Here is an 18,299-nt window from a genome sequence, read left to right as displayed (position 1 = left end):
GCCTCCTGTGCATCTGTCGACAGCCGGACACCCGGCCCGGTGGAACGATCAACAGTCTCTCAGGCACGGCGCCGCACGCGCCGGACGGACCGCGTCCTCGCCGGCCGGGAGCCACCCCGACCGCGCGGGCGACCACCTGCCGGACGCCGGCCCGACCGCGAGGAGGGTGCCCGGCGGCCGGACCGGGCCCGGCGGGGGGCCACCACCTGCTCACGGGCGAACGAGACGAGCACCCCGCAGGCCGCCAGTGCCGCGACGAGCGCCGACCCCCCGGAGGAGACCAGCGGCAGCGGCACGCCGATGATCGGCAGCAGGCCGATGACCGAGCCGATGTTGATCATGGCCTGCCCCAGCAGCCACGCCATGATCCCGGCGGTCGCGATGCGGACGAAGGTGTCCCGCGTGCCCGCGATGACGCGGTAGCAGACGAAGCCGATCACCGCGAAGAGCAGCAGCACGCCGCAGGCACCGAGCATCCCGAGCTCCTCGCCGATCACGGCGAAGATGAAGTCGTTGTGCGGCTCCGGGAGGTAGAACCACTTCTCGCGGCTGGCCCCGAGACCGACGCCCCACCAGCCGCCGTCCGCCAGGGCGTACTCGCCGTGGACCTTCTGGTAGCAGTTGGCCTCCTGGGCGTCCGAGCAGTCGTTCAGCCAGACGGCGATGCGCCCCATGCGGTTGCTGCTCGTGACCGCCAGCACGCCGGCCATGACCACGGCCGCGGCCATGCCGCCACCGAGCCACACCATCGGGGCACCGGCCACCCAGAGCATGGCGACCCCGATGGCCAGCAGCACCAGACCGGACCCGAGGTCCTTGCCGCCCAGGACGAGGCCCAGGCAGATGGCGAGCACCGGCACGACGAAGGGGACGAGCAGGTGCAGCAGCTCTCGCAGCCGCGGCACCTTGTGCGCCAGCAGGAAGGCCCCGCCGAGCACCAGACCGAGCTTGAGGATCTCCGAGGGCTGCAGCGTCTGCCCGGCGATGAGCACCCAGTTGCGGTTGCCCTTGGCCGCGACGCCCAGCGGCGTGAACACCAGCATCTGCAGCACGAGCGCGAACAGCAGCCCCGGCACGGCCAGCCGCCGGATCCAGTCGACCGGTAGCAGGGCCAGCACCGTCGCCACGGCCAGGCCCAGCGCCGCGAAGACGCCCTGCTTGGTGAACTCGGCGTAGCTCGAGTTGTGCTCGGAGTAGGAGGCCACGGACGAGGCCGACAGCACCATCACCAGTCCCAGCACGAGCAGCGCCAGCGGGGCGCCCGCAGCCAGCCGGGCCACCGTGACGGGCCGTTCCAGCCAGCTGACGAACGCCTCCCGGCGCGAGGGGACGGACGGGGTGGAGCGATCAGGCATCGGGTGCGTCGGGACCGGTCCGGGGGTCCTGGTCGGACGCCGCTCCACCGATGGTGTCCTCGCCGTGCAGGCGGCGGACCTCCTGCGCGAAGAGGTCGCCGCGCTCGCCGTAGTCCCTGAACATGTCGATGGACGCGGCCGCCGGGGACAGCAGCACGAGGTCACCGGAGCGGGCGCGGGCCCGGGCCGCCCCGACGGCGTCGGTCATGGCCTGCGCCGGGTCGGTGTGCTCGATGCGGTCGACCGGCACCTCGGGTGCGTGGCGGGCCACCGCCTCGGCGATCACCCCGGCGTCCCGGCCCAGCAGCACCACGGCGGCCAGCCGGTCGGCGACGTCCGCGACGAGCTCGTCGACCTCCGCACCCTTGAGGTCTCCCCCGGCCACCCAGACGATCCGGTCGGAGGCCGTCAGCGCGGCGGCCGCGGCGTGCGGGTTGGTGGCCTTGGAGTCGTCGACCCAGGTGACGCCCTCGGCGACCAGGACCGCCTCCATCCGGTGCGGGTCGGCACGGAAGGAGCGCAGCCCGGCACGGACGGCGGCCGGCGACACCCCGTGGGCTCGGGCCAGCGCGGCTGCGGCCAGCGCGTTGGCCACCAGGTGCGGGGCCGGCGGCACGCCGCCGCGGGTGAGGTCGGCCACGGTCGCGACCTCGGCGGCCGCGTTCTGCCGGTCGGCGACGAAGGCGCGGTCGGCCAGCACGTCCTCGACCAGCCCCAGCTCCGACGGGGCGGGCGTGCCCAGGCCGAAGCCCACTGCCCGGCACCCCTCGACGACGTCGGCCTGCTCCACCAGGGTGCGGGTCACCTCGTCGGCCAGGTTGTAGACCGCCGCGACCTGCGCGTTGTGGTGGATCCGGCCCTTGTCTCCCGCGTACTCCTCGATGCTGCCGTGCCAGTCGACGTGGTCGGCGGCGATGTTGAGGACCGCCGAGGCCTGCGGCGAGACGGTCCACGTGTGGTGCAGCTGGAAGCTGGACAGCTCGACCGCGATCGCCCCGAAGGGGGTCGGGTCGAGCATCGCCTCCATGATCGGCTTGCCCACGTTCCCCGCGGCCACGGCGCGCTCGCCGTTGGCCTCGAGCATCGCGGTCAGCATGCGCACGACGGTGGTCTTGCCGTTGGTGCCGGTGACGCACAGCCACGGCGCCGCACCCTCGGCGGGGCGCATGCGCCAGGCGAGCTCGACCTCGCTCCAGACCGGCAGATCGGCCCGGCGGGCGGCCTCGAGCAGCGGCGTGGAGGGGCGCAGCCCCGGCGAGGTGACGACCACCTCGGTGCCCGCGGCGGCCAGCCGCTCGCCACAGGCCTCCACGGCCCCCTCGTCGGTAGCGAACCAGTCGCTGGCCTCCGGCCCGGTGACCAGCTCGGCCCCGAGGATGTCGAGCAGGCGCGCCCGCTCCCCCAGGTCCGTCTCCGGCTCCGGCGTGCGGCCCTCGACGACGGTGACGACCGCCCGCTGCTCCAGCAGCGCGTCGGCGGCGGCGAAGCCGCTGAGCCCCAGCCCCACCACGAGCACACGCAGACCGGACCAGTCGGCCTCGCGGCTGGTCAGGGAGCCGTCGCGCGGCTCGGGACTGGTGAAGTCCGTCTCGGTCGGAACCAGCCGGGCCATCAGCGCACCAGCCAGTCGGTGTAGAAGAGCGCCAGACCGGCACCGACGAACAGCCCGCCGAGGATCCAGAAGCGGATCACGACATTCACCTCGGGCCAGCCCACCATCTCGAAGTGGTGGTGCACCGGCGCCATCCGGAAGACGCGCTTGCCGGTGGCCTTGAAGGAGGCCACCTGCAGCATCACCGACAGGGTCTCCAGGACGAACACGCCCGCCAACACCACCACGAGCAGCTCGGTGCGGCTGACGATCGCGATGCCGGCCAGCGCGCCGCCCAGGGCCAGGGAGCCGGTGTCCCCCATGAAGATCTTGGCCGGGGAGGCGTTCCACCACAGGAAGCCGATGCAGGCCCCGGCGATGGAGGCGCAGATGGCGGCCAGGTCGAGCGGGTCCCTCACCTGGTAGCAGGCGCTGGAGTCGACCATCGCGCAGTTCTGCGAGTACTGGAAGAAGGTGATGAGCATGTAGGCCGCGAACACGATGCCCGCGATGCCGGTGAGGAGCCCGTCCAGCCCGTCGGTCAGGTTGGTGCCGTTGGACATGCCGGCGATGATCAGGTTCGCCCACACGACGAAGAGCAGCAGTCCGCCGATCGTGCCGACGGCCGCGAGGTCGAAGGGGGTGTCCCGCGCCCAGGAGACCGCGGTGCTCGCCGGGGTGATGCCCTCGCCGTTCGGGTTCCGCAGCGCCAGCACCGCGAACACGGTGCCGACGGTGAACTGGCCGACGAGCTTCTGCCCGGAGGTCAGGCCGAGGTTGTGCTTCTTGGCGATCTTCAGGTAGTCGTCCAGGAAGCCGATGAAGCCCATGCCCACCATGAGGAACATGACGAGCAGGCCGGACCACGAGGGCGCGTCCCAGCGGGCCAGCATCGCGGCCGCGTAGCCCAGGACGGCGGCGACGACCATGACGAAGCCACCCATGGTCGGGGTGCCGAGCTTCACCTGGTGGGAGGTCGGCCCGTCGTCGCGGATGTACTGGCCGTAGCGCTTCGCCTGCAGGTAGCGGATGAAGGTCGGCATGCCGAACAGCACCACCAGAAGCGACACCGCCGCACCGACGACGACCCCGATCACGCGACCACCCCTGCGACCTGGTCCCCGAGCACGCGCATGCCGGAGTCACGGGAGGACTTGAACAGCACGACGTCGTCAGGGCGCAGGCGTTCCTGCAGCATGGTGCGTGCCTCCTCGGCATCGGCGGCGGTGATGACCTCGGGCCCATCCTGCCCGGCGGCCGGGGTGAAGTCGTGGACGCCCTCGGCGACGGGGCGCGCCGTGTCGCCGACGGCGACGACCACGTCGATGCCGCACCCGACGGCGTGGCGGCCCACGCTGCGGTGGTGCTCGGCGGAGTCCGGGCCGAGCTCGAGCATGCCGCCGAGCACCGCCCAGGTGCGGCGGCCGTGGGCCATGTCCCGCAGGGCGGTCAGGGCGGCGGTCATCGACTCCGGGTTCGCGTTGTAGCCGTCGTTGATGACGGTCACGCCGTCCTCGCGCTCGGTGACCTCCATGCGCCACCGGCTCTGGGCCTCGGCCCGGCCGAGCGACGCGACGGCATCGGCGACCGGCACCCCCACGTGGCGGACGGCCAGCAGGACGGCCAGGGCGTTGGCGGCCATGTGGGCGCCCCGCACGCGCAGGTGCACCGGGTGGCGCTCCACCCCGTCCTCGCCGCGGAGGCCCACCGTGAACAGCGGCCGACCGGCCTCGTCGAGCTCCAGCCCCTCGGCCCAGGCGGTGACCGCCGGGTCCCGCTCGGCGCGCTCGGGGTCCAGGGAGAAGTACTGCACGGTGCCGGAGGTCACCCGCTCGGACATCGCGGCCACCAGCGGGTCGTCGGCGTTGAGGACGGCGAGCCCGTCGGCGGGGAGGTCCTCCACGATCGCGGCCTTGGTGTCGGCGATGCCCTGCTGGCTGCCGAAGCCGCCCAGGTGGGCCGAGCCGACGTTCAGCACGATGCCGACGGTGGGCGGCGCGATCGCGGTGAGGTAGGCGATGTGGCCGGGGCCGGAGGCACCCATCTCGGCCACGAGGTAGCGGGTGTCGGGCTCCAGTCGGCAGACGGTGAGCGGCACGCCGACCTCGGAGTTGTAGGACTCGATCGGCGCGATCGTCGGCGCGGCGTCACCAAGGACCTGGCCCAGCAGGTCCTTGGTGGAGGTCTTGCCGGAGGAGCCGGTCACCGCGACCACCTGCAGATCGGGCGGCCCGTCGACCATCCAGCGGGCCAGCCGCGCGAAGGCGGTCTGGGTGTCCTCCACCAGGACGTGGGTGCCGGGGACCTCGCGCTCGGCGAGCGTGGCGACCGCGCCGTTCTCGCGGGCGGCAGCCGTGTACTCGTGACCGTCGGCGGTCTCCCCGCGCCGGGCCACGTAGAGCGACCCGGTCCGGGCCAGCCTCGAGTCGGTGACGACGGGGCCGTCGACGACGACGTCGTCCCCCACGAGGGTGCCGTCCACGACCTCGGCGAGCTGGCTGGAGGTCAACGAAATCACGGGGTGGACTCCTGGTGGCTGGGGTCGGTGGTCGGTGCATTGTCTCCCGAGGGGGACGATGGCGCACCACCGCCCTTCCCGGACTTCCTGCCCCCCTTGCCGTCTGCGTCGTCGAGCAGCTCCCGCGGGTCGTAGCCCAGCGGGGGGTGCTCGGTCTTCCCCGCGGTCGGCGCGACGCCCTCGTGACGCAGGGCGAAGCCCATCAGGTCGGAGAAGACCGGGCCGGCCACGACACCACCCCACGGGGAGACCTCGGGCTTCTGCACGACGACCGAGACGATCAGCTCGGGGTCGTCCGCCGGCGCGTACCCGACGAAGGACGCGGTCACGCCGTCGTACCCGCCCTTCTCGGTGTCGTAGCGCTGGGCGGTGGAGGTCTTGCCGGCCACCGCGTACCCGGGCACGGCCGCCTCGGGGGCGGTCCCCTCCTCGGTGGGCACGGCGGTGAGGACGCGGGTGAGCTCCTCGGCGGTGCGCTCGCTGACGACGCGGCGTCCCCGGTCCTGCTCGGTCTCCTCCCAGGTGCCGCCGTCCTCACGGGTGGCGGAGACCAGCCGCGGCTTCACCCGCACGCCGCCGTTGGCGAGGGTCTGGAAGACCGAGTTCTGCTGGATGGCGGTGCCGGAGACGCCCTGGCCGAACATCATCGTGTAGTACTGCGTGTCACTCCACTTCTCCGGGTCCGCGAGCAGGCCGGCGGACTCGCCCGGGAAGCCGAGGCCGGAGGCCTCCCCCATGCCGAAGGCGCCCAGGTAGTCGTGCAGGCGGTCCCGACCGAGCTCCTCGCCGGCCATGATCGTGCCGATGTTCGAGGAGGTCGCCAGCGCCCCGGCGAAGGTCAGGTACAGCTGCTCGTGGTCGTGGGAGTCCTTGAACTCCTTGTCCGCGCGCGGCAGGCGGTTGGGGATGACGAGCTTGGTCTCGGGGGCCACCAGCCCCTCCTCCATCGCGGCGGCGGCCGTGATGACCTTGCCGGTGGAGCCCGGCTCGAAGACCTCGGTGAAGATCGGGTTCTGCCGCTCGGTGGGGTCCTCCACCTTGCTCTTCGGGTCGAAGCCGGGATAAGACGCAGCGGCCACCACGTCGCCGTTGGTGCGCTGCACGATCGCCGAGCCGGAGACGCCGCCCATGTCCTTCACCCGCTGGGCGATGAGCTGCTCGGCCTTGAACTGGACGTCGCTGTCGATGGTCAGCTGCACGTCGCGGCCCGGCTCGGCCTCGCTGATGTCGGTGGCCGTCGTCGCGATGCGCCCGCCGGCGGCCGAGCGCTGGTAGGCGATGGTGCCGGGGGTGCCGGCCAGCGTCTCCTCGGCCATCGACTCGATGCCTCCGGAGCCCACCTGCTGGGAGTTGACCCAGCCGATGAGCGGCGCCGAGGTGGAGCCGAGCGGGTAGGTGCGGACGCTGGAGGGCTCGGAGCGCACACCGGGCAGGTCGAGCTCGTCGACGGTGCGCCAGTCCGCCGGGGTGACGTCCTTGGCGACGTAGACGAAGCGGCCGTCCGCGGCGTCGATGCGGCGGCGCAGCTTCTCGGGGTCCTCGTCGAGCACCTCGGCCATCGCCTCGGCGGCCCCCTTCACACCGGGGGCGATGCCGGCCTCCTCGTCCCCCTCGTAGTCCTGCAGCAGCTCGGGGTCCGCGGTCACGTGCCGGGTGGACACGCTGCGGGCCAGGACGGTGCCGGAGTCGTCGGTGACGTCACCGCGCAGCGCCGGGACGCGCTCGGTGACCATGCGCGAGGCCGTGGCGGTCTGCGCGAGCGCCGGGCCGTCCAGTGCCTGCAGACGGAAGAGCTGCGCGACGAAGAGGCTCAGCACGAAGGTGGCGGCCACCAGCATCCAGCGCGCACGGCGCACGGGATGCCCCGGCGCCGCGCTGCTCGTGCTGCGCCGACCGGCTGGCCGGCGGCGGGTGGTGGCCATGCTGTTCTCCCGAGGTGCTCAGTCGCGGGCGGGCGAGTCCTCGGCGTCCTTCTTCGAGGCCTTGTCCTTGCTGCCCTTGTCGTCGTCCTTCGCGGCACCCTTCTCCTTCGCCGGGCGCTCGTCGTCGGCCTTCTCCTTCCCGGAGGAGCCGGACCCCTTCTTCTCCGAGGCGGCGGGCGCCTCCTCGGCCTCGCCGATCACGGCGTCGGCGCGGGGGTCCACGTAGCCCATGGTGCCGGCCGGGACCATACCGAGGTCCTCGGCGCGGGAGGACACCTGCTCCGGCGAGCTCATCTCGTCCACCTGGGCCTCCAGCGAGAGGCGCGTCTCGGCGGCCTGGCGCTGCGAGGTCTCGGCCTCTGCCAGGCGGAAGGCGCCCTCACCGCGGGCGGTGTTGAAGAACAGCGAGGCGACCATGGCCGCCAGCACCACCAGGGCGCACAGCACCGCGAAGGCCGTGCGCGAACAGGTGGTGACGTACCCGCGCGCCGTGCGCACACCGGCCCCGGCAGCGGTCCCGACGGTCCGTCCCCACTCGCGCGGCTGCAGCGCCGGGGTGGTCGGCAGCGAACGGTCACGGAGCCCACGCAGGGCGCGGGGGCCACTCCACGGTGCGGTGGTCATCGGGTCTCCCTCCGGGACGGACGGTCGGTGGTGCGGGTGCGCTCGGCCACGCGGAGGCGGGCGGAGCTCGAGCGGCGGTTGGCGGCGCGCTCGGACTCGTCGGGCTGCTCGGCCCCACGGGTCACCAGGCGCAGCCAGGGGGCGTGCTCCGGCAGCTCGACCGGCAGCCCGGGCGGGGCGCTCGAGCTGGCGCCCCCGGCGAGCGCCTGCTTGGTGAGCCGGTCCTCCAGCGAGTGGTAGGACAGGACCGCCAGGCGGCCACCGACGGCCAGGTGGCCCAGCGCCCGGTGCACGGTCGTGGCCCAGATGGACAGCTCGCTGTTCACCTCGATGCGCAGGGCCTGGAAGGTCCGCTTGGCGGGGTGTCCCCCGGTGCGCTGCGAGGCGGCGGGGACGGTGCGCTCCAGCAGCTCGACCAGCCGGGCGGAGTCGGTGAACGGCTCGCGCTCGCGCTCGCGGAGCACCGCGCTGGCGATCCTGCCGGCGAAGCGCTCCTCGCCGTACTCCTTGAGCACCCGGGCGAGCTCCCCGTGGCCGTAGGTGTTGAGGACGTCGGCTGCCGTCTGCCCCACGGAGGCGTTCATGCGCATGTCCAGCGGCGCGTTGCGCGCGTAGGAGAAGCCGCGCTCCACCTCGTCCAGCTGCAGGGAGGAGACGCCCAGGTCGTAGAGCATCGAGTCGGCCTCCTCGACCCCGTGCAGGGAGAGGGCCTCGGCGACCTCGTCGTAGGTGCCGTGGTGGGCCACGAAGCGGTCCCCGAAGCGCGCGAGGCGGGCCGAGGCGAGCTGGATCGCCTGCGGGTCGCGGTCGATGCCGACCACCCGCACGTGATCGAAGCGCTCGAGCACGGCCTCGGCGTGACCGCCCATCCCGAGCGTGCCGTCCAGGTGGACGGGGCCGCCCTCCCGGTCGGAGGACTCCAGCGCGTCGGAGAGGAGATCGAGGATGCGCGGCAGCATCACGGGCACGTGGCGCTCGTGGGTGGGGCGGGCGGGTGCGTCGTCGGTCACGGGTCCTCCTCTCGGTGCTCGGTCGGTGCGTGCGGTGCGGGGCTGGTCGGTCGGGTCGTCGGGTGGTCAGGCGGCCGGTGGTCGCCTGGTGGGCCGGTCCCCACCGCGCGGCTCCCGGCACCGGGGAAGGTGTGCCGGGGGCGGCGCGGCGGAGGCCGGGCCACCAGGTGGTCACAGCAGGCCGGGGACCACCTCCTCGGACTGCTCCGAGAAGGACTGCTCGGTGCTGTCGAGGTACTCGTCCCAGGCCGTCGAGTCCCAGATCTCGGCCCGGTTGCCCGTGCCGATGACCGTGCACTCACGACTGAGCCCGGCGTACTCGCGCAGCGCCGGGGGGATGACGATGCGCCCCTGCTTGTCGGGCACCTCGTCGGAGGCACCGGAGAGGAAGACGCGCTGGAAGTCACGCACCGCCTTGCTGCTCACCGGCGTCGACTGCATGGCACCGGCGATCCGCTCGAACTCCGCCATCGGGAAGACGTAGAGACAGCGCTCCTGACCACGGGTGATCACCAGCCCGTGGGCGAGCTTGTCCCGGTACTTCGCGGGAAGGATCAGCCGACCCTTCTCGTCGAGGCGAGGCGTGTACGTCCCGAGGAACATGGGGCGGCTCACCTCGTCTCCTGGTCGCGGTGGGCCCGAGGGCCGCAGGTGCCGATGCTGGTGCTGGTGTCGCCACCCTACTCCACTTCGCTCCACCACCACCCCCATTCAACCCTCGCTTCCCCACTGTCTCTGAAGATTACTGCAGCACTGTGCTTTTCAGGGTCCGCCGAGGCGTGGCGCGCTGCCCCACGCCGTTTCGAGAACGCCCGAGGAGCACGAGAAACCGCCACCCCTCGTCAGCGGGTGGCAGGTGGTGGAGCGAAGTGGGGGAACCGGGGGACGCCGCGGCCGGAGGCGGTGAGGCACCATGTGCGCATGTCGACTCCCTTCACGTCCCGCTCGGTCTCGGACGTCCGGACCGGCGCCGACGCGCTGCGTCGTGCCGTCTCCTCGGTGGTCCACCTCGACGAGGAGGTGCTCGACACGGTCCTGGTGACCCTGCTGTCGGGCGGTCACCTGCTGCTGCACGACGTCCCGGGCGTCGGCAAGACGACGCTCGCCCGGGCCCTGGCCACCGCGACCGGCGGCACCGTCGGCCGCATCCAGTTCACGCCCGACCTGCTGCCCGGTGACGTCACCGGCGTGAGCGTGTGGCGGGCCGACGCGAGCGAGTTCGAGTTCCACCCCGGCCCGGTGTTCGCCAACGTCGTGGTCGCCGACGAGATCAACCGCGCCTCGCCCAAGACCCAGTCGGCGCTGCTGGAGGCGATGGCCGAGCAGACCGTGACGGTGGACGGCACGACCCGCCGCCTGCCCGAGCCCTTCCTGGTGATGGCGACGCAGAACCCCATCGAGATGGAGGGCACCTACGCCCTGCCCGAGGCGCAGCGCGACCGCTTCGCCTGCGAGACCTCGCTGGGCTACCCGAGCCGCGAGGCCGAGATCGCGATGCTGGACGAGCAGGCGGGCGACGACCCCCTGACCCGCCTGCAGCCGGTGATGTCCGTGGACGACCTGCACGACCTGGTCCACGCCGCCCGCCGCGTGCACGCCTCCCCCGCCCTGCGCGGCTACGTGGTGGACCTGGTGCACGCCACCCGCACCTCCCGCGACGTGGTGCTGGGCGCCTCCCCCCGCTCCTCGCTGCACCTGCTGCGGACCGCCTCGGCGCACGCCGCGCTGCAGGGGCGCGACGCCGTCACCCCCGACGACGTGCAGCGGGTGGCGCCGTGGTGCCTCACCCACCGCCTGATCGTGGAGCACGACGTGGCCGCCCGGGACGTCGTGCGCGGGATCCTGTCGGCGGTCCCGGTGCACCGCGCCGGCGCCTGAGGCCGGTCCACCACCGATGCGCTCGTCCGCCGCCGCCTCCCGCACCCTGCCCGGCCTCACCATGCGCGGGTGGGTCCTGCTCTTCGCCGGACTCGTCCTGGTCGGGGTCGGGCAGTACTTCGGGCTCACCGACCTCAGCCGGCTGGGCGTGCTGCTGGTCGTGCTGACGGCGCTGACCTGGCTGCTGGGTCTGGGCTCGGTGCGCACCACCCGGACCGAGCTGACGGCCACCCCCGAGGTGGCGTCGGTCGACGAACCGGTGCGGCTGCGGGTGAGGACGCGCTCCACCTCGCCGCTGCCGGGGGCCCCGGTGGTCGGGCACCTGCCGGTCCACCGGACCTGGGGGCGGACGGCGGAGCTCGGCATCCTGCCGCTGCAGGGCGAGGGCGCCGTCCGCGAGCTCACGCTGACGCCCACGGCCCGCGGTCGCTACGAGATCGGACCGGTCCTGCTCGACCGCACGGACCCCTTCGGCCTCACGCGGCAGGCGCTCACCCGCTCCGGTGATCCCCTGCCGGTGGCGGTGCGGCCCCGGGTGGTCGACTACCCCGGTGCCCGGGTGCGGCGCCTGGTGCAGGACGCGACCCGCCGGACGGCGACCGTGCGGCACACCTCCGACACGGTCGACGCGACCTCCGTGCGCGAGTACGGGCGCGGGGACGACGTCCGCCGCATCCACTGGCGCAGCACGGCCCGCACCGGCGACCTGATGGTGCGCCACGACGACACCGAGGCCCAGCCGTGGCTGCTCGTCGCGCTGGACGAGGCCGCGGCCTGGGGCGATCCCCCGGCGGACGCGAACGGCCCCTACCCCGGACCTCCGGCGTTCGAGGCCGCGGTGCGGGTGGCCGCGGGTCTGGTGCGCGCCGCCTCCCGCGCCGGCCTCGAGGTGCGGCTGCTCACCGCGGACGGCCTGGAGCAGGGTCTGCACCAGCGGACCCTGAGCACCCGCGAGGCGCTGGACCACCTGGCGGGCGTGGCCCCGCGGGAGACGCGCCCGACCGGCTTCGCCGACCAGGTGCTGGCAGCGGGGCGCGCCGGCGGGCTGGGCTTCCTGCTGACGGCCGGTGACCGCCTGGCCGACGTCGGGAGCCTGGCCGAGCGCCGCCCCCGGCACGCCGGCACCGCCCTGGTGGTGACGCGGGACGAGGAGCCCGCCGCCGGCCGCCGGGACTCCGCCGTCTTCGGGCTGCAGCGCGGTGGGTGGACCGTGCAGCCCTGGGACCCGTCCGCCGCCGCGGAGGCCGCGGGCGAGGAGCCGGCCGCCGACGACCGGGTCCGCCGGGCCCTGGATCTCCTGACGCGCACGAGCACCCGAGGTGAGACCGCATGAGCGCCCCGCTGACCCCCGACGACGGCACCGCGGCCCGACCGGGCGGGCCGGCGCGCCTGTGGGCGCGCACCGAGCCGGTGTCCGCGCTGCTCGTGGCCGGCCTCTGCCTGACGACCGTCTGGCCGGGCCGCCAGCTCTTCGAGGACGGCGGGTGGTGGTCCTCCGCGGTGTGGCTGGTCCTGCTGCTGGTGGGCGTCGCGGCCCTGGTGCGGCTGGTGACCGGCTCCGCGCTGCTGGGCGGCGTGGTGCAGGTGGTCACGGCTGCCGTGTACCTGCTGCGCGCCCAGCTCGGGGACACCCTGGCCGCCGGCGTCGTCCCCACCCCCGCCACCGCCCGGCAGGCGGCGGACCTGCTGCGTTCCGCGGGTGAGCTGCTCTCGCAGAGCGCGGCCCCGGTACCCGCCGCCCCGGGAGTCACCTTCGCGCTGCTGACCGCCCTCGCCCTGGTGACGGTGCTGACCGACTCCGCGGTGCACGTGGTGCGCTCGGTGGTCCTGGCCGCGGTGGCGCCCCTGCTGGTGTTCGTGGTGCTGGCGGCCAACCGCACCACCTCGGAGCCGTGGTGGTGGTTCCTGCTGCTGGCTGCGTTCTGGGTCGGGCTGCTGGCCTTGCACCACACCGACGAGGCCGCGTCGGCCACCGGTGCGCGCGGTCGCGGTCTGCTCGGAGCACCCGGCCGGGGTGCGCTGCTGGGCACCGCCGCGGTGCTCACCGCCGGCGGCGTGGCCACCGCCCTCGTGGTGCCGCAGGTGCTGCCGGCACGCGACCAGCAGCTGTCCGGCCGGGGGCTGGCGGGCCAGACGGAGATGGCCACCGTCGACTTCACCGACACCCTCGATCTCGAGTCCGACCTGAGCAGTGACGACGAGCGCCCGGTCGTGCTGTGGCACAGCTCGTCGGACGACCCCGGCCCGCTGCGCATCACGGCCACCGACCGGTTCCGGGACGACCGGTGGACGCCCGAGGAGGGGCGCGAGGCGCAGGACGTCCTGCAGGACCCGGACGCCGTCGACGGCGCCGTGGCCGACCGCCTGCCGCACGTCGACTGGGCGGACGTGCTCCCGGCCCAGGAGCAGGACTTCGCGGTGACGGCCAACGGCATCACCGCCCCGTTCCTGGCGACCCCCTCCTTCCCGGTGGACCTGCGCTCCCCCGTCGCCGTCACCGGCGACGCGCAGACGGACTCGGTCTGGGTGGACGAGACCGCCCGCCACTACGAGGGAGCCGCGCTAGACCCGAAGGTGCCGGAGACGATGCCCCGGGGCCAGCAGGCCCAGGAGCCGTCCGAGAGCGCCCTGGAGGTGCCCGAGGAGCTCGCCGGCACCATCGAGCAGGTGAACGGCGAGGTGGTGGACCCGCAGGACGCCCCGCTGGACAAGGCACGGGCCATGCAGGCCTGGCTGCGCAACGGGGACTTCGAGTACTCCCTCGACGCCGCCGAGGCGAAGGACGGCGAGTCCATGGTCGAGGCCTTCCTGCGCGAGAAGCGCGGGTACTGCACGCAGTACGCCACGACGATGATCCTCATGGCGCGTCAGCAGGGCATCCCCGCCCGCATGGCCATGGGGCTGCTCCCCGGCGAGGAGACCGACGAGCAGCTGGGCAAGGGCTCCGACGTCGGCCCCGAGCGCCGGTCGCTGCGGAAGGACGCCCACGCCTGGCCCGAGCTCTACTTCGAGGGCATCGGGTGGATCCGCTTCGAGCCCACCCCCTCCGAGCGCGCCGCGACCGTGCCGGACTACAGCCAGCCGGTGGGCAGCGACGCCAGCGCGTCCCCGTCGCCCTCGGAGTCCGAGGCCTCTCCCTCGCCGTCACCCTCCGCGTCGGAGTCCGAGGCGTCCCCGTCCCCGTCCTCCTCGGACGCCTCCCCGTCTGCCTCGGAGTCGCAGGAGGACGACGCCGAGGAGCAGGAGGCGGGCTCCGGCTGGTGGAAGGTCGCGCTGCTGGTGCTCGGGCTGCTGCTCCTGGCGGCCCTCGCCCTGGCCTGGCTGCCGTGGCGCGCCGGCCGGGCCCGCGCGGCCGTCCGGGAGCAGGAGGAGTCCCCCTGGTCGGCGACGTGGGAGACCCTGCGACTCGACCTGCTCGACCGGGGCGTCAGCACCCGGGCATCCGACTCGGTGCGCTCGCAGGCGCGCGCCGTGGCCGCCCAGCGTGGTGACGTCGACGCCGCCGCGTTGACCGAGCTCGCGGAGCGGACCGAGGGCTCGCGCTACGCGCGCCCCGACGCCGAGGCCGCGGGTGACCCCACCGAGGCGACGGCCCTGCGCGACCGGGTGCTCGAGTCCCTCGACGCGAGCGAGTCCGGGACCAGCCGCCTCAAGCGGACCCTCTTCCCGGCCTCCGCCAGCCGCTGAGGGCCGGCCCGGCCCAGCGCGGCGGGGCCGCTCCCCTGGACCACTGGTCGGCTGGTCCCCAGACACACCGAAGGCGCCCTCCCCGCGGGGGGGGGAGGGCGCCTTCGGTGGACCCAGCGCGCCGGGAGCCGGGGCCGCCGCCCCAGCCGGACCGGGCTGGGGCGGACCGGTCGGAACCTCAGTCCAGGTAGTCCCGCAGGACCTGGGAGCGGCTCGGGTGGCGCAGCTTGCTCATGGTCTTGGACTCGATCTGGCGGATGCGCTCACGGGTGACCCCGTAGACGCGGCCGATCTCGTCGAGCGTCTTCGGCTGACCGTCGGCCAGGCCGAAGCGCATGGAGACCACGCCGGCCTCGCGCTCGGACAGGGTGTCGAGTACCGAGTGCAGCTGCTCCTGCAGCAGCGTGAAGCTCACCGCGTCGGACGGCACGACGGCCTCGGAGTCCTCGATGAGGTCACCGAACTCGGAGTCGCCGTCCTCGCCCAGCGGGGTGTGCAGCGAGATCGGCTCGCGACCGTACTTCTGCACCTCGACGACCTTCTCCGGGGTCATGTCGAGCTCCTTGGCGAGCTCCTCCGGGGTGGGCTCGCGGCCCAGGTCCTGCAGCATCTGGCGCTGCACGCGGGCCAGCTTGTTGATGACCTCGACCATGTGCACCGGGATGCGGATGGTGCGGGCCTGGTCGGCCATGGCGCGGGTGATCGCCTGACGGATCCACCAGGTGGCGTACGTGGAGAACTTGTAGCCCTTCGTGTAGTCGAACTTCTCGACCGCACGGATGAGGCCCAGGTTGCCCTCCTGGATGAGGTCCAGGAAGAGCATGCCGCGACCGGTGTAGCGCTTGGCCAGCGAGACGACCAGGCGCAGGTTGGCCTCGAGCAGGTGGTTCTTCGCGTTCTTGCCGTCCGAGGCGATCCACCACAGCTCGCGCTTGAGCTTGGCGTCGATCTTCTCGTCGGAGTTCAGCTTCTGCTCGGCGAACAGACCGGCCTCGATGCGCTTGGCGAGGTCCACCTCCTGCTCGGCGTTGAGCAGCGCGACCTTTCCGATCTGCTTCAGGTAGTCCTTCACCGCGTCAGCCGTGGCACCGGCGGTGACGACCTGCTGGGCCGGGGCGTCCGCCTCGTCGTCGGCGCGCAGGACGAACCCACCGGACTCGGACTCCTCGGAGGTCTTCTCCTTGGCACGCTGCGGGGCCGCCTGCGACTCCTCGCCGGCCACCAGCTCGACGGTGTCCTTGCCCTCGAGCTTGGCGCGCTCCTCGGCCTCGTCCTCGGCCGCGATCTCGTCGAGCTCCGGGGCATCGGCCGCCGCGTTGCGGGCGTTGGTCTTGGTCGCCGTCTTGGCGGCAGCACCCTTGCCGGTGGACTTCGCCGCCGAGCCCTTGGCCGCCGTGGTCGCCTTGCGCGTCGTGCTGGCGGTCCCGGAGGACTTGGTGGTGCTCTTGGTGGTCGACTTCGCCGCGGACTTCGTCGTGGTCTTCGCGGTCGACCTGGTGGTCGAGGACGACGTGCTGCTCTTCGTGCCGGTCGACTTCCTGGTGGTGCGCTTGGCCCGCGGCTTCACGCCGCGCTGCTCCTGCGCCAGCTCTGCCGCGGTGTCCTGGTCGAAGTGCACCTCGACGCCCTGGGAGCGGAGGTTCTTCAGCAGCCGCTGCGCCTGGGTCGGGGTCAGCGAGGCGCCGACGATGGCCTCCTGGGCCTTGTTGGTGGCCACCTTGCCGTTCGCGACGGCGGTCTCCACGAACTCGATGAGCCCCGGCTTCTCCAGCATCTGCTTGCCGAGCACCGCGGTGACGGGCTCGCTGACGGCGGGTGTCTCGTCGGTCTTCTCCGACACGGGGGGAGTCACGGAGTACGGGTCCTTCCGGGTGACATCACGGGCACGGCGAACCACCGGACACGAGATCATGGGGATTCTGCGGTCCACCCCGAGTGGGTGGGCCGCCCGGTGGTCGACGAACGGCCAGTGGTGCGTCACCGCTGCCGTTCACCACCACCTCGACGTTGGCGGAACACCCCCATTATAAAAAACCACCCCGCGACCTGTCGCGCGGGGTGGTCCCGGGGCCGGGCCCCATGGTGGTCAGCCGGCCTTCACCGCGATGACCGGGCAGGGCGCCTCGAGCAGGATGCGCTGGGCGTTCGAGCCGAGCAGCAGCTTGCCCACCGGGGTGCGGCGGCGCAGGCCGATGACGATCACCGCGTCCTTGCCGTTGGCACCCGCGGACTCGGCCACCTCGACGAGGTCCTCCGACGGCTCGTTGCCGCGGTCGAAGTCCAGGCGCTCCAGCGCCACGCCGGCCTCCTCCAGGGCGCGCTGGGCGTCCTCCATCTCCCGCGCGAAGGCGCCCGACGAGTCCGACCCCGCACCCCGGCTGGTGCGCTCGGAGTGGACCACCTGCAGGGGCTCCTTCCGACGGATCGCCTCGGCGACCCCGTAGCGGAGCGCCGCACGGCCCTCGTCCGACGCGATGTATCCAACGATGACTGCCATGGTCCAGGCCTCCTGCAGGGGTTGACGGTGGGCTCAGCCTAGGCCGCGGGCGCCCGCGCCCGCACCTGTCGTGCCCGCCGCGCCGCAGCGGCTCCCCTGCAGCGGGATGCCGTGGTGCACCAGCCGCAGCAGCAGACCGGCCAGCGTGTGCCCGGGCTCGGCGTCCAGGGCCCGCTCCAGCAGGAAGCGCGCCACCACCCCGTCGCCGTTCCACCAGGCCCACAGCCCCGCGACGCTCAGCAGCGGGGCGGCGCAGGTGGCCGGCACCCGGCTGGTGAGCACGCGCAGGTTGGCCGTCACCGTCCAGGCGGTCCACAGCTCGGGCTGCCGGTGCTCCGACGGGTCGCCCAGCGCCCTCTCGACCGCGGCCCAGGCCGCCGCGTCGACGACCTCCAGGGGCACGTCCCCCGGTGTCAGCCAGGAGATGAGGGCGTCGCGCACCTGCACCTCCTGCAGCGCCCACAGGGCGGCCCCGAGCTCCTCGACGGTCAGCTCGGCGGCCGGCTCGTGCACCACCCGACGCCACTGCGCGAGCGCCTCCCGCTGCAGACGGGGCCGACCCTTGCGCCCCTTCCAGCGGCTCTGGGCCTCCCGCAGCTCGTCAGCCGGCACCTCCGCCTGCGGCCCCTCCACCCAGGGCAGCAGCAGCTCCTCGGCCGAGGAGTGCACCATCGCCCCGTCCGCGATGAGTGCGGTCGCGGCCGCGGACTCGTGCAGGCTGGGCACCGGGCGCGGCTCGCCGCACTCGGGGTCCCCGCACGGGCAGTCGGGCCTCCACCAGGAGCCCTCGCACACCAGCGCCTCGGCGAGCACCTCGACGCCCGCCTCCTCGAGCTGGTCGGACGCCTCGCGCACCAGGGCACCGACGTACCCCTCGTCCATCGGGTCGGACAGGTAGCCGACCAGGGTCACCCGGTCGAGGCCGGCGTGCAGCAGCGCCGGCAGCACCGAGGAAACGACCTGCGCGGCGTCGAGCTCGGGCAGGTCCCACTGCTCGGGAGGGGGCAGGCACACGCGCTGCAGGGCCACCCGCCCCGTCGGGGCCGGGCACACGAGCACGAGGGAGTCGGAGGGGGTGAACCCGGCGAGCAGGGGCACCACGGTGAGGAGGTCGGGCAGGTCACGGACACGGGGGATCGTCGTCATGTCCCCCATGTCAGCGGCCCCGTGCCACCTCGCGGGTGGTCACGGGGCCGTGCCTGTGGGTGACGGGATCA

Annotated in this window: 14 protein-coding genes; 3 read left to right on the top strand and 11 right to left on the bottom strand. The window is 73.5% G+C overall.

All coding sequences use genetic code 11. From position 1 onward, the window contains the following. Positions 1–59 precede the first annotated feature (59 nt). From ftsW to mraZ, 8 genes are all read right to left on the bottom strand, one after another. The gene (gene ftsW, locus ACY8FT_RS02280; RefSeq protein ID WP_462417328.1) at positions 60–1,355 is read right to left on the bottom strand and encodes a putative lipid II flippase FtsW; all 1,296 of its coding nucleotides are present in this window, start codon (positions 1,353–1,355) and stop codon (positions 60–62) included. Next, entirely contained in the window at positions 1,348–2,967 is a 1,620-nt protein-coding gene (gene murD, locus ACY8FT_RS02275; protein WP_462417327.1) for a UDP-N-acetylmuramoyl-L-alanine--D-glutamate ligase, read from the bottom strand. Before murD ends, ftsW begins: the two co-directional genes overlap by 8 nt. Further along, positions 2,967–4,043 carry a phospho-N-acetylmuramoyl-pentapeptide-transferase gene (gene mraY, locus ACY8FT_RS02270; RefSeq protein WP_462417326.1) on the bottom strand — a complete coding sequence of 359 codons (1,077 nt, stop codon included), beginning with the start codon at positions 4,041–4,043 and terminating at the stop codon, positions 2,967–2,969. The genes murD and mraY overlap by 1 nt, the downstream gene beginning before the upstream one ends. Then, complete coding sequence (locus ACY8FT_RS02265; RefSeq protein WP_462417325.1) at positions 4,040–5,464, bottom strand: UDP-N-acetylmuramoyl-tripeptide--D-alanyl-D-alanine ligase; 1,425 nt, start codon at positions 5,462–5,464, stop codon at positions 4,040–4,042. The genes mraY and ACY8FT_RS02265 overlap by 4 nt, the downstream gene beginning before the upstream one ends. Beyond that, positions 5,461–7,386, bottom strand: coding sequence for a peptidoglycan D,D-transpeptidase FtsI family protein (locus tag ACY8FT_RS02260; RefSeq protein ID WP_462417324.1), 1,926 nt, complete (start codon positions 7,384–7,386; stop codon positions 5,461–5,463). Before ACY8FT_RS02260 ends, ACY8FT_RS02265 begins: the two co-directional genes overlap by 4 nt. 18 nt (positions 7,387–7,404) lie before the next feature. Further along, positions 7,405–8,010, bottom strand: a complete 606-nt coding sequence (gene ftsL / locus ACY8FT_RS02255) for a cell division protein FtsL (protein ID WP_462417323.1) — start codon at positions 8,008–8,010, stop codon at positions 7,405–7,407. Then, positions 8,007–8,969 (bottom strand): 16S rRNA (cytosine(1402)-N(4))-methyltransferase RsmH, encoded by a 963-nt coding sequence (rsmH, locus tag ACY8FT_RS02250; protein WP_462418380.1) that lies wholly within the window; start codon positions 8,967–8,969, stop codon positions 8,007–8,009. Before rsmH ends, ftsL begins: the two co-directional genes overlap by 4 nt. A 222-nt stretch (positions 8,970–9,191) precedes the next feature. Next, a complete protein-coding gene (gene mraZ / locus ACY8FT_RS02245; RefSeq protein ID WP_462418379.1) occupies positions 9,192–9,623 on the bottom strand; it encodes a division/cell wall cluster transcriptional repressor MraZ in 432 nt (143 codons plus the stop codon). A gap of 318 nt (positions 9,624–9,941) precedes the next feature. Between mraZ and ACY8FT_RS02240 the strand changes: the two genes are divergently transcribed. Genes ACY8FT_RS02240 through ACY8FT_RS02230 form a run of 3 tightly spaced genes read left to right on the top strand, consistent with a single transcriptional unit; the run spans position 9,942 to position 14,585 of the window. After that, the gene (locus tag ACY8FT_RS02240; RefSeq protein WP_462417322.1) at positions 9,942–10,898 is read left to right on the top strand and encodes an AAA family ATPase; all 957 of its coding nucleotides are present in this window, start codon (positions 9,942–9,944) and stop codon (positions 10,896–10,898) included. A gap of 16 nt (positions 10,899–10,914) precedes the next feature. Beyond that, positions 10,915–12,231 carry a DUF58 domain-containing protein gene (locus ACY8FT_RS02235; protein WP_462417321.1) on the top strand — a complete coding sequence of 439 codons (1,317 nt, stop codon included), beginning with the start codon at positions 10,915–10,917 and terminating at the stop codon, positions 12,229–12,231. Further along, positions 12,228–14,585 (top strand): transglutaminase TgpA family protein, encoded by a 2,358-nt coding sequence (locus tag ACY8FT_RS02230; RefSeq protein WP_462417320.1) that lies wholly within the window; start codon positions 12,228–12,230, stop codon positions 14,583–14,585. Before ACY8FT_RS02235 ends, ACY8FT_RS02230 begins: the two co-directional genes overlap by 4 nt. A 178-nt stretch (positions 14,586–14,763) precedes the next feature. Here ACY8FT_RS02230 and ACY8FT_RS02225 read toward each other — a convergent pair whose 3' ends face one another. From ACY8FT_RS02225 to ACY8FT_RS02215, 3 genes are all read right to left on the bottom strand, one after another. Then, on the bottom strand, positions 14,764–16,437 hold the full coding sequence (locus ACY8FT_RS02225) for an RNA polymerase sigma factor (RefSeq protein ID WP_462417319.1): 1,674 nt from the start codon (positions 16,435–16,437) through the stop codon (positions 14,764–14,766). A gap of 234 nt (positions 16,438–16,671) precedes the next feature. Continuing rightward, complete coding sequence (locus ACY8FT_RS02220) at positions 16,672–17,082, bottom strand: universal stress protein (protein ID WP_462417318.1); 411 nt, start codon at positions 17,080–17,082, stop codon at positions 16,672–16,674. Between the two features lie 33 nt (positions 17,083–17,115). Next, complete coding sequence (locus ACY8FT_RS02215; RefSeq protein WP_462417317.1) at positions 17,116–18,228, bottom strand: DUF4192 domain-containing protein; 1,113 nt, start codon at positions 18,226–18,228, stop codon at positions 17,116–17,118. Between the last annotated feature and the right edge of the window lie 71 nt (positions 18,229–18,299).

The sequence above is a fragment of the Kytococcus sp. Marseille-QA3725 genome, assembly GCF_054950055.1.
This window is presented reverse-complemented; position numbering and strand designations above follow the sequence as displayed.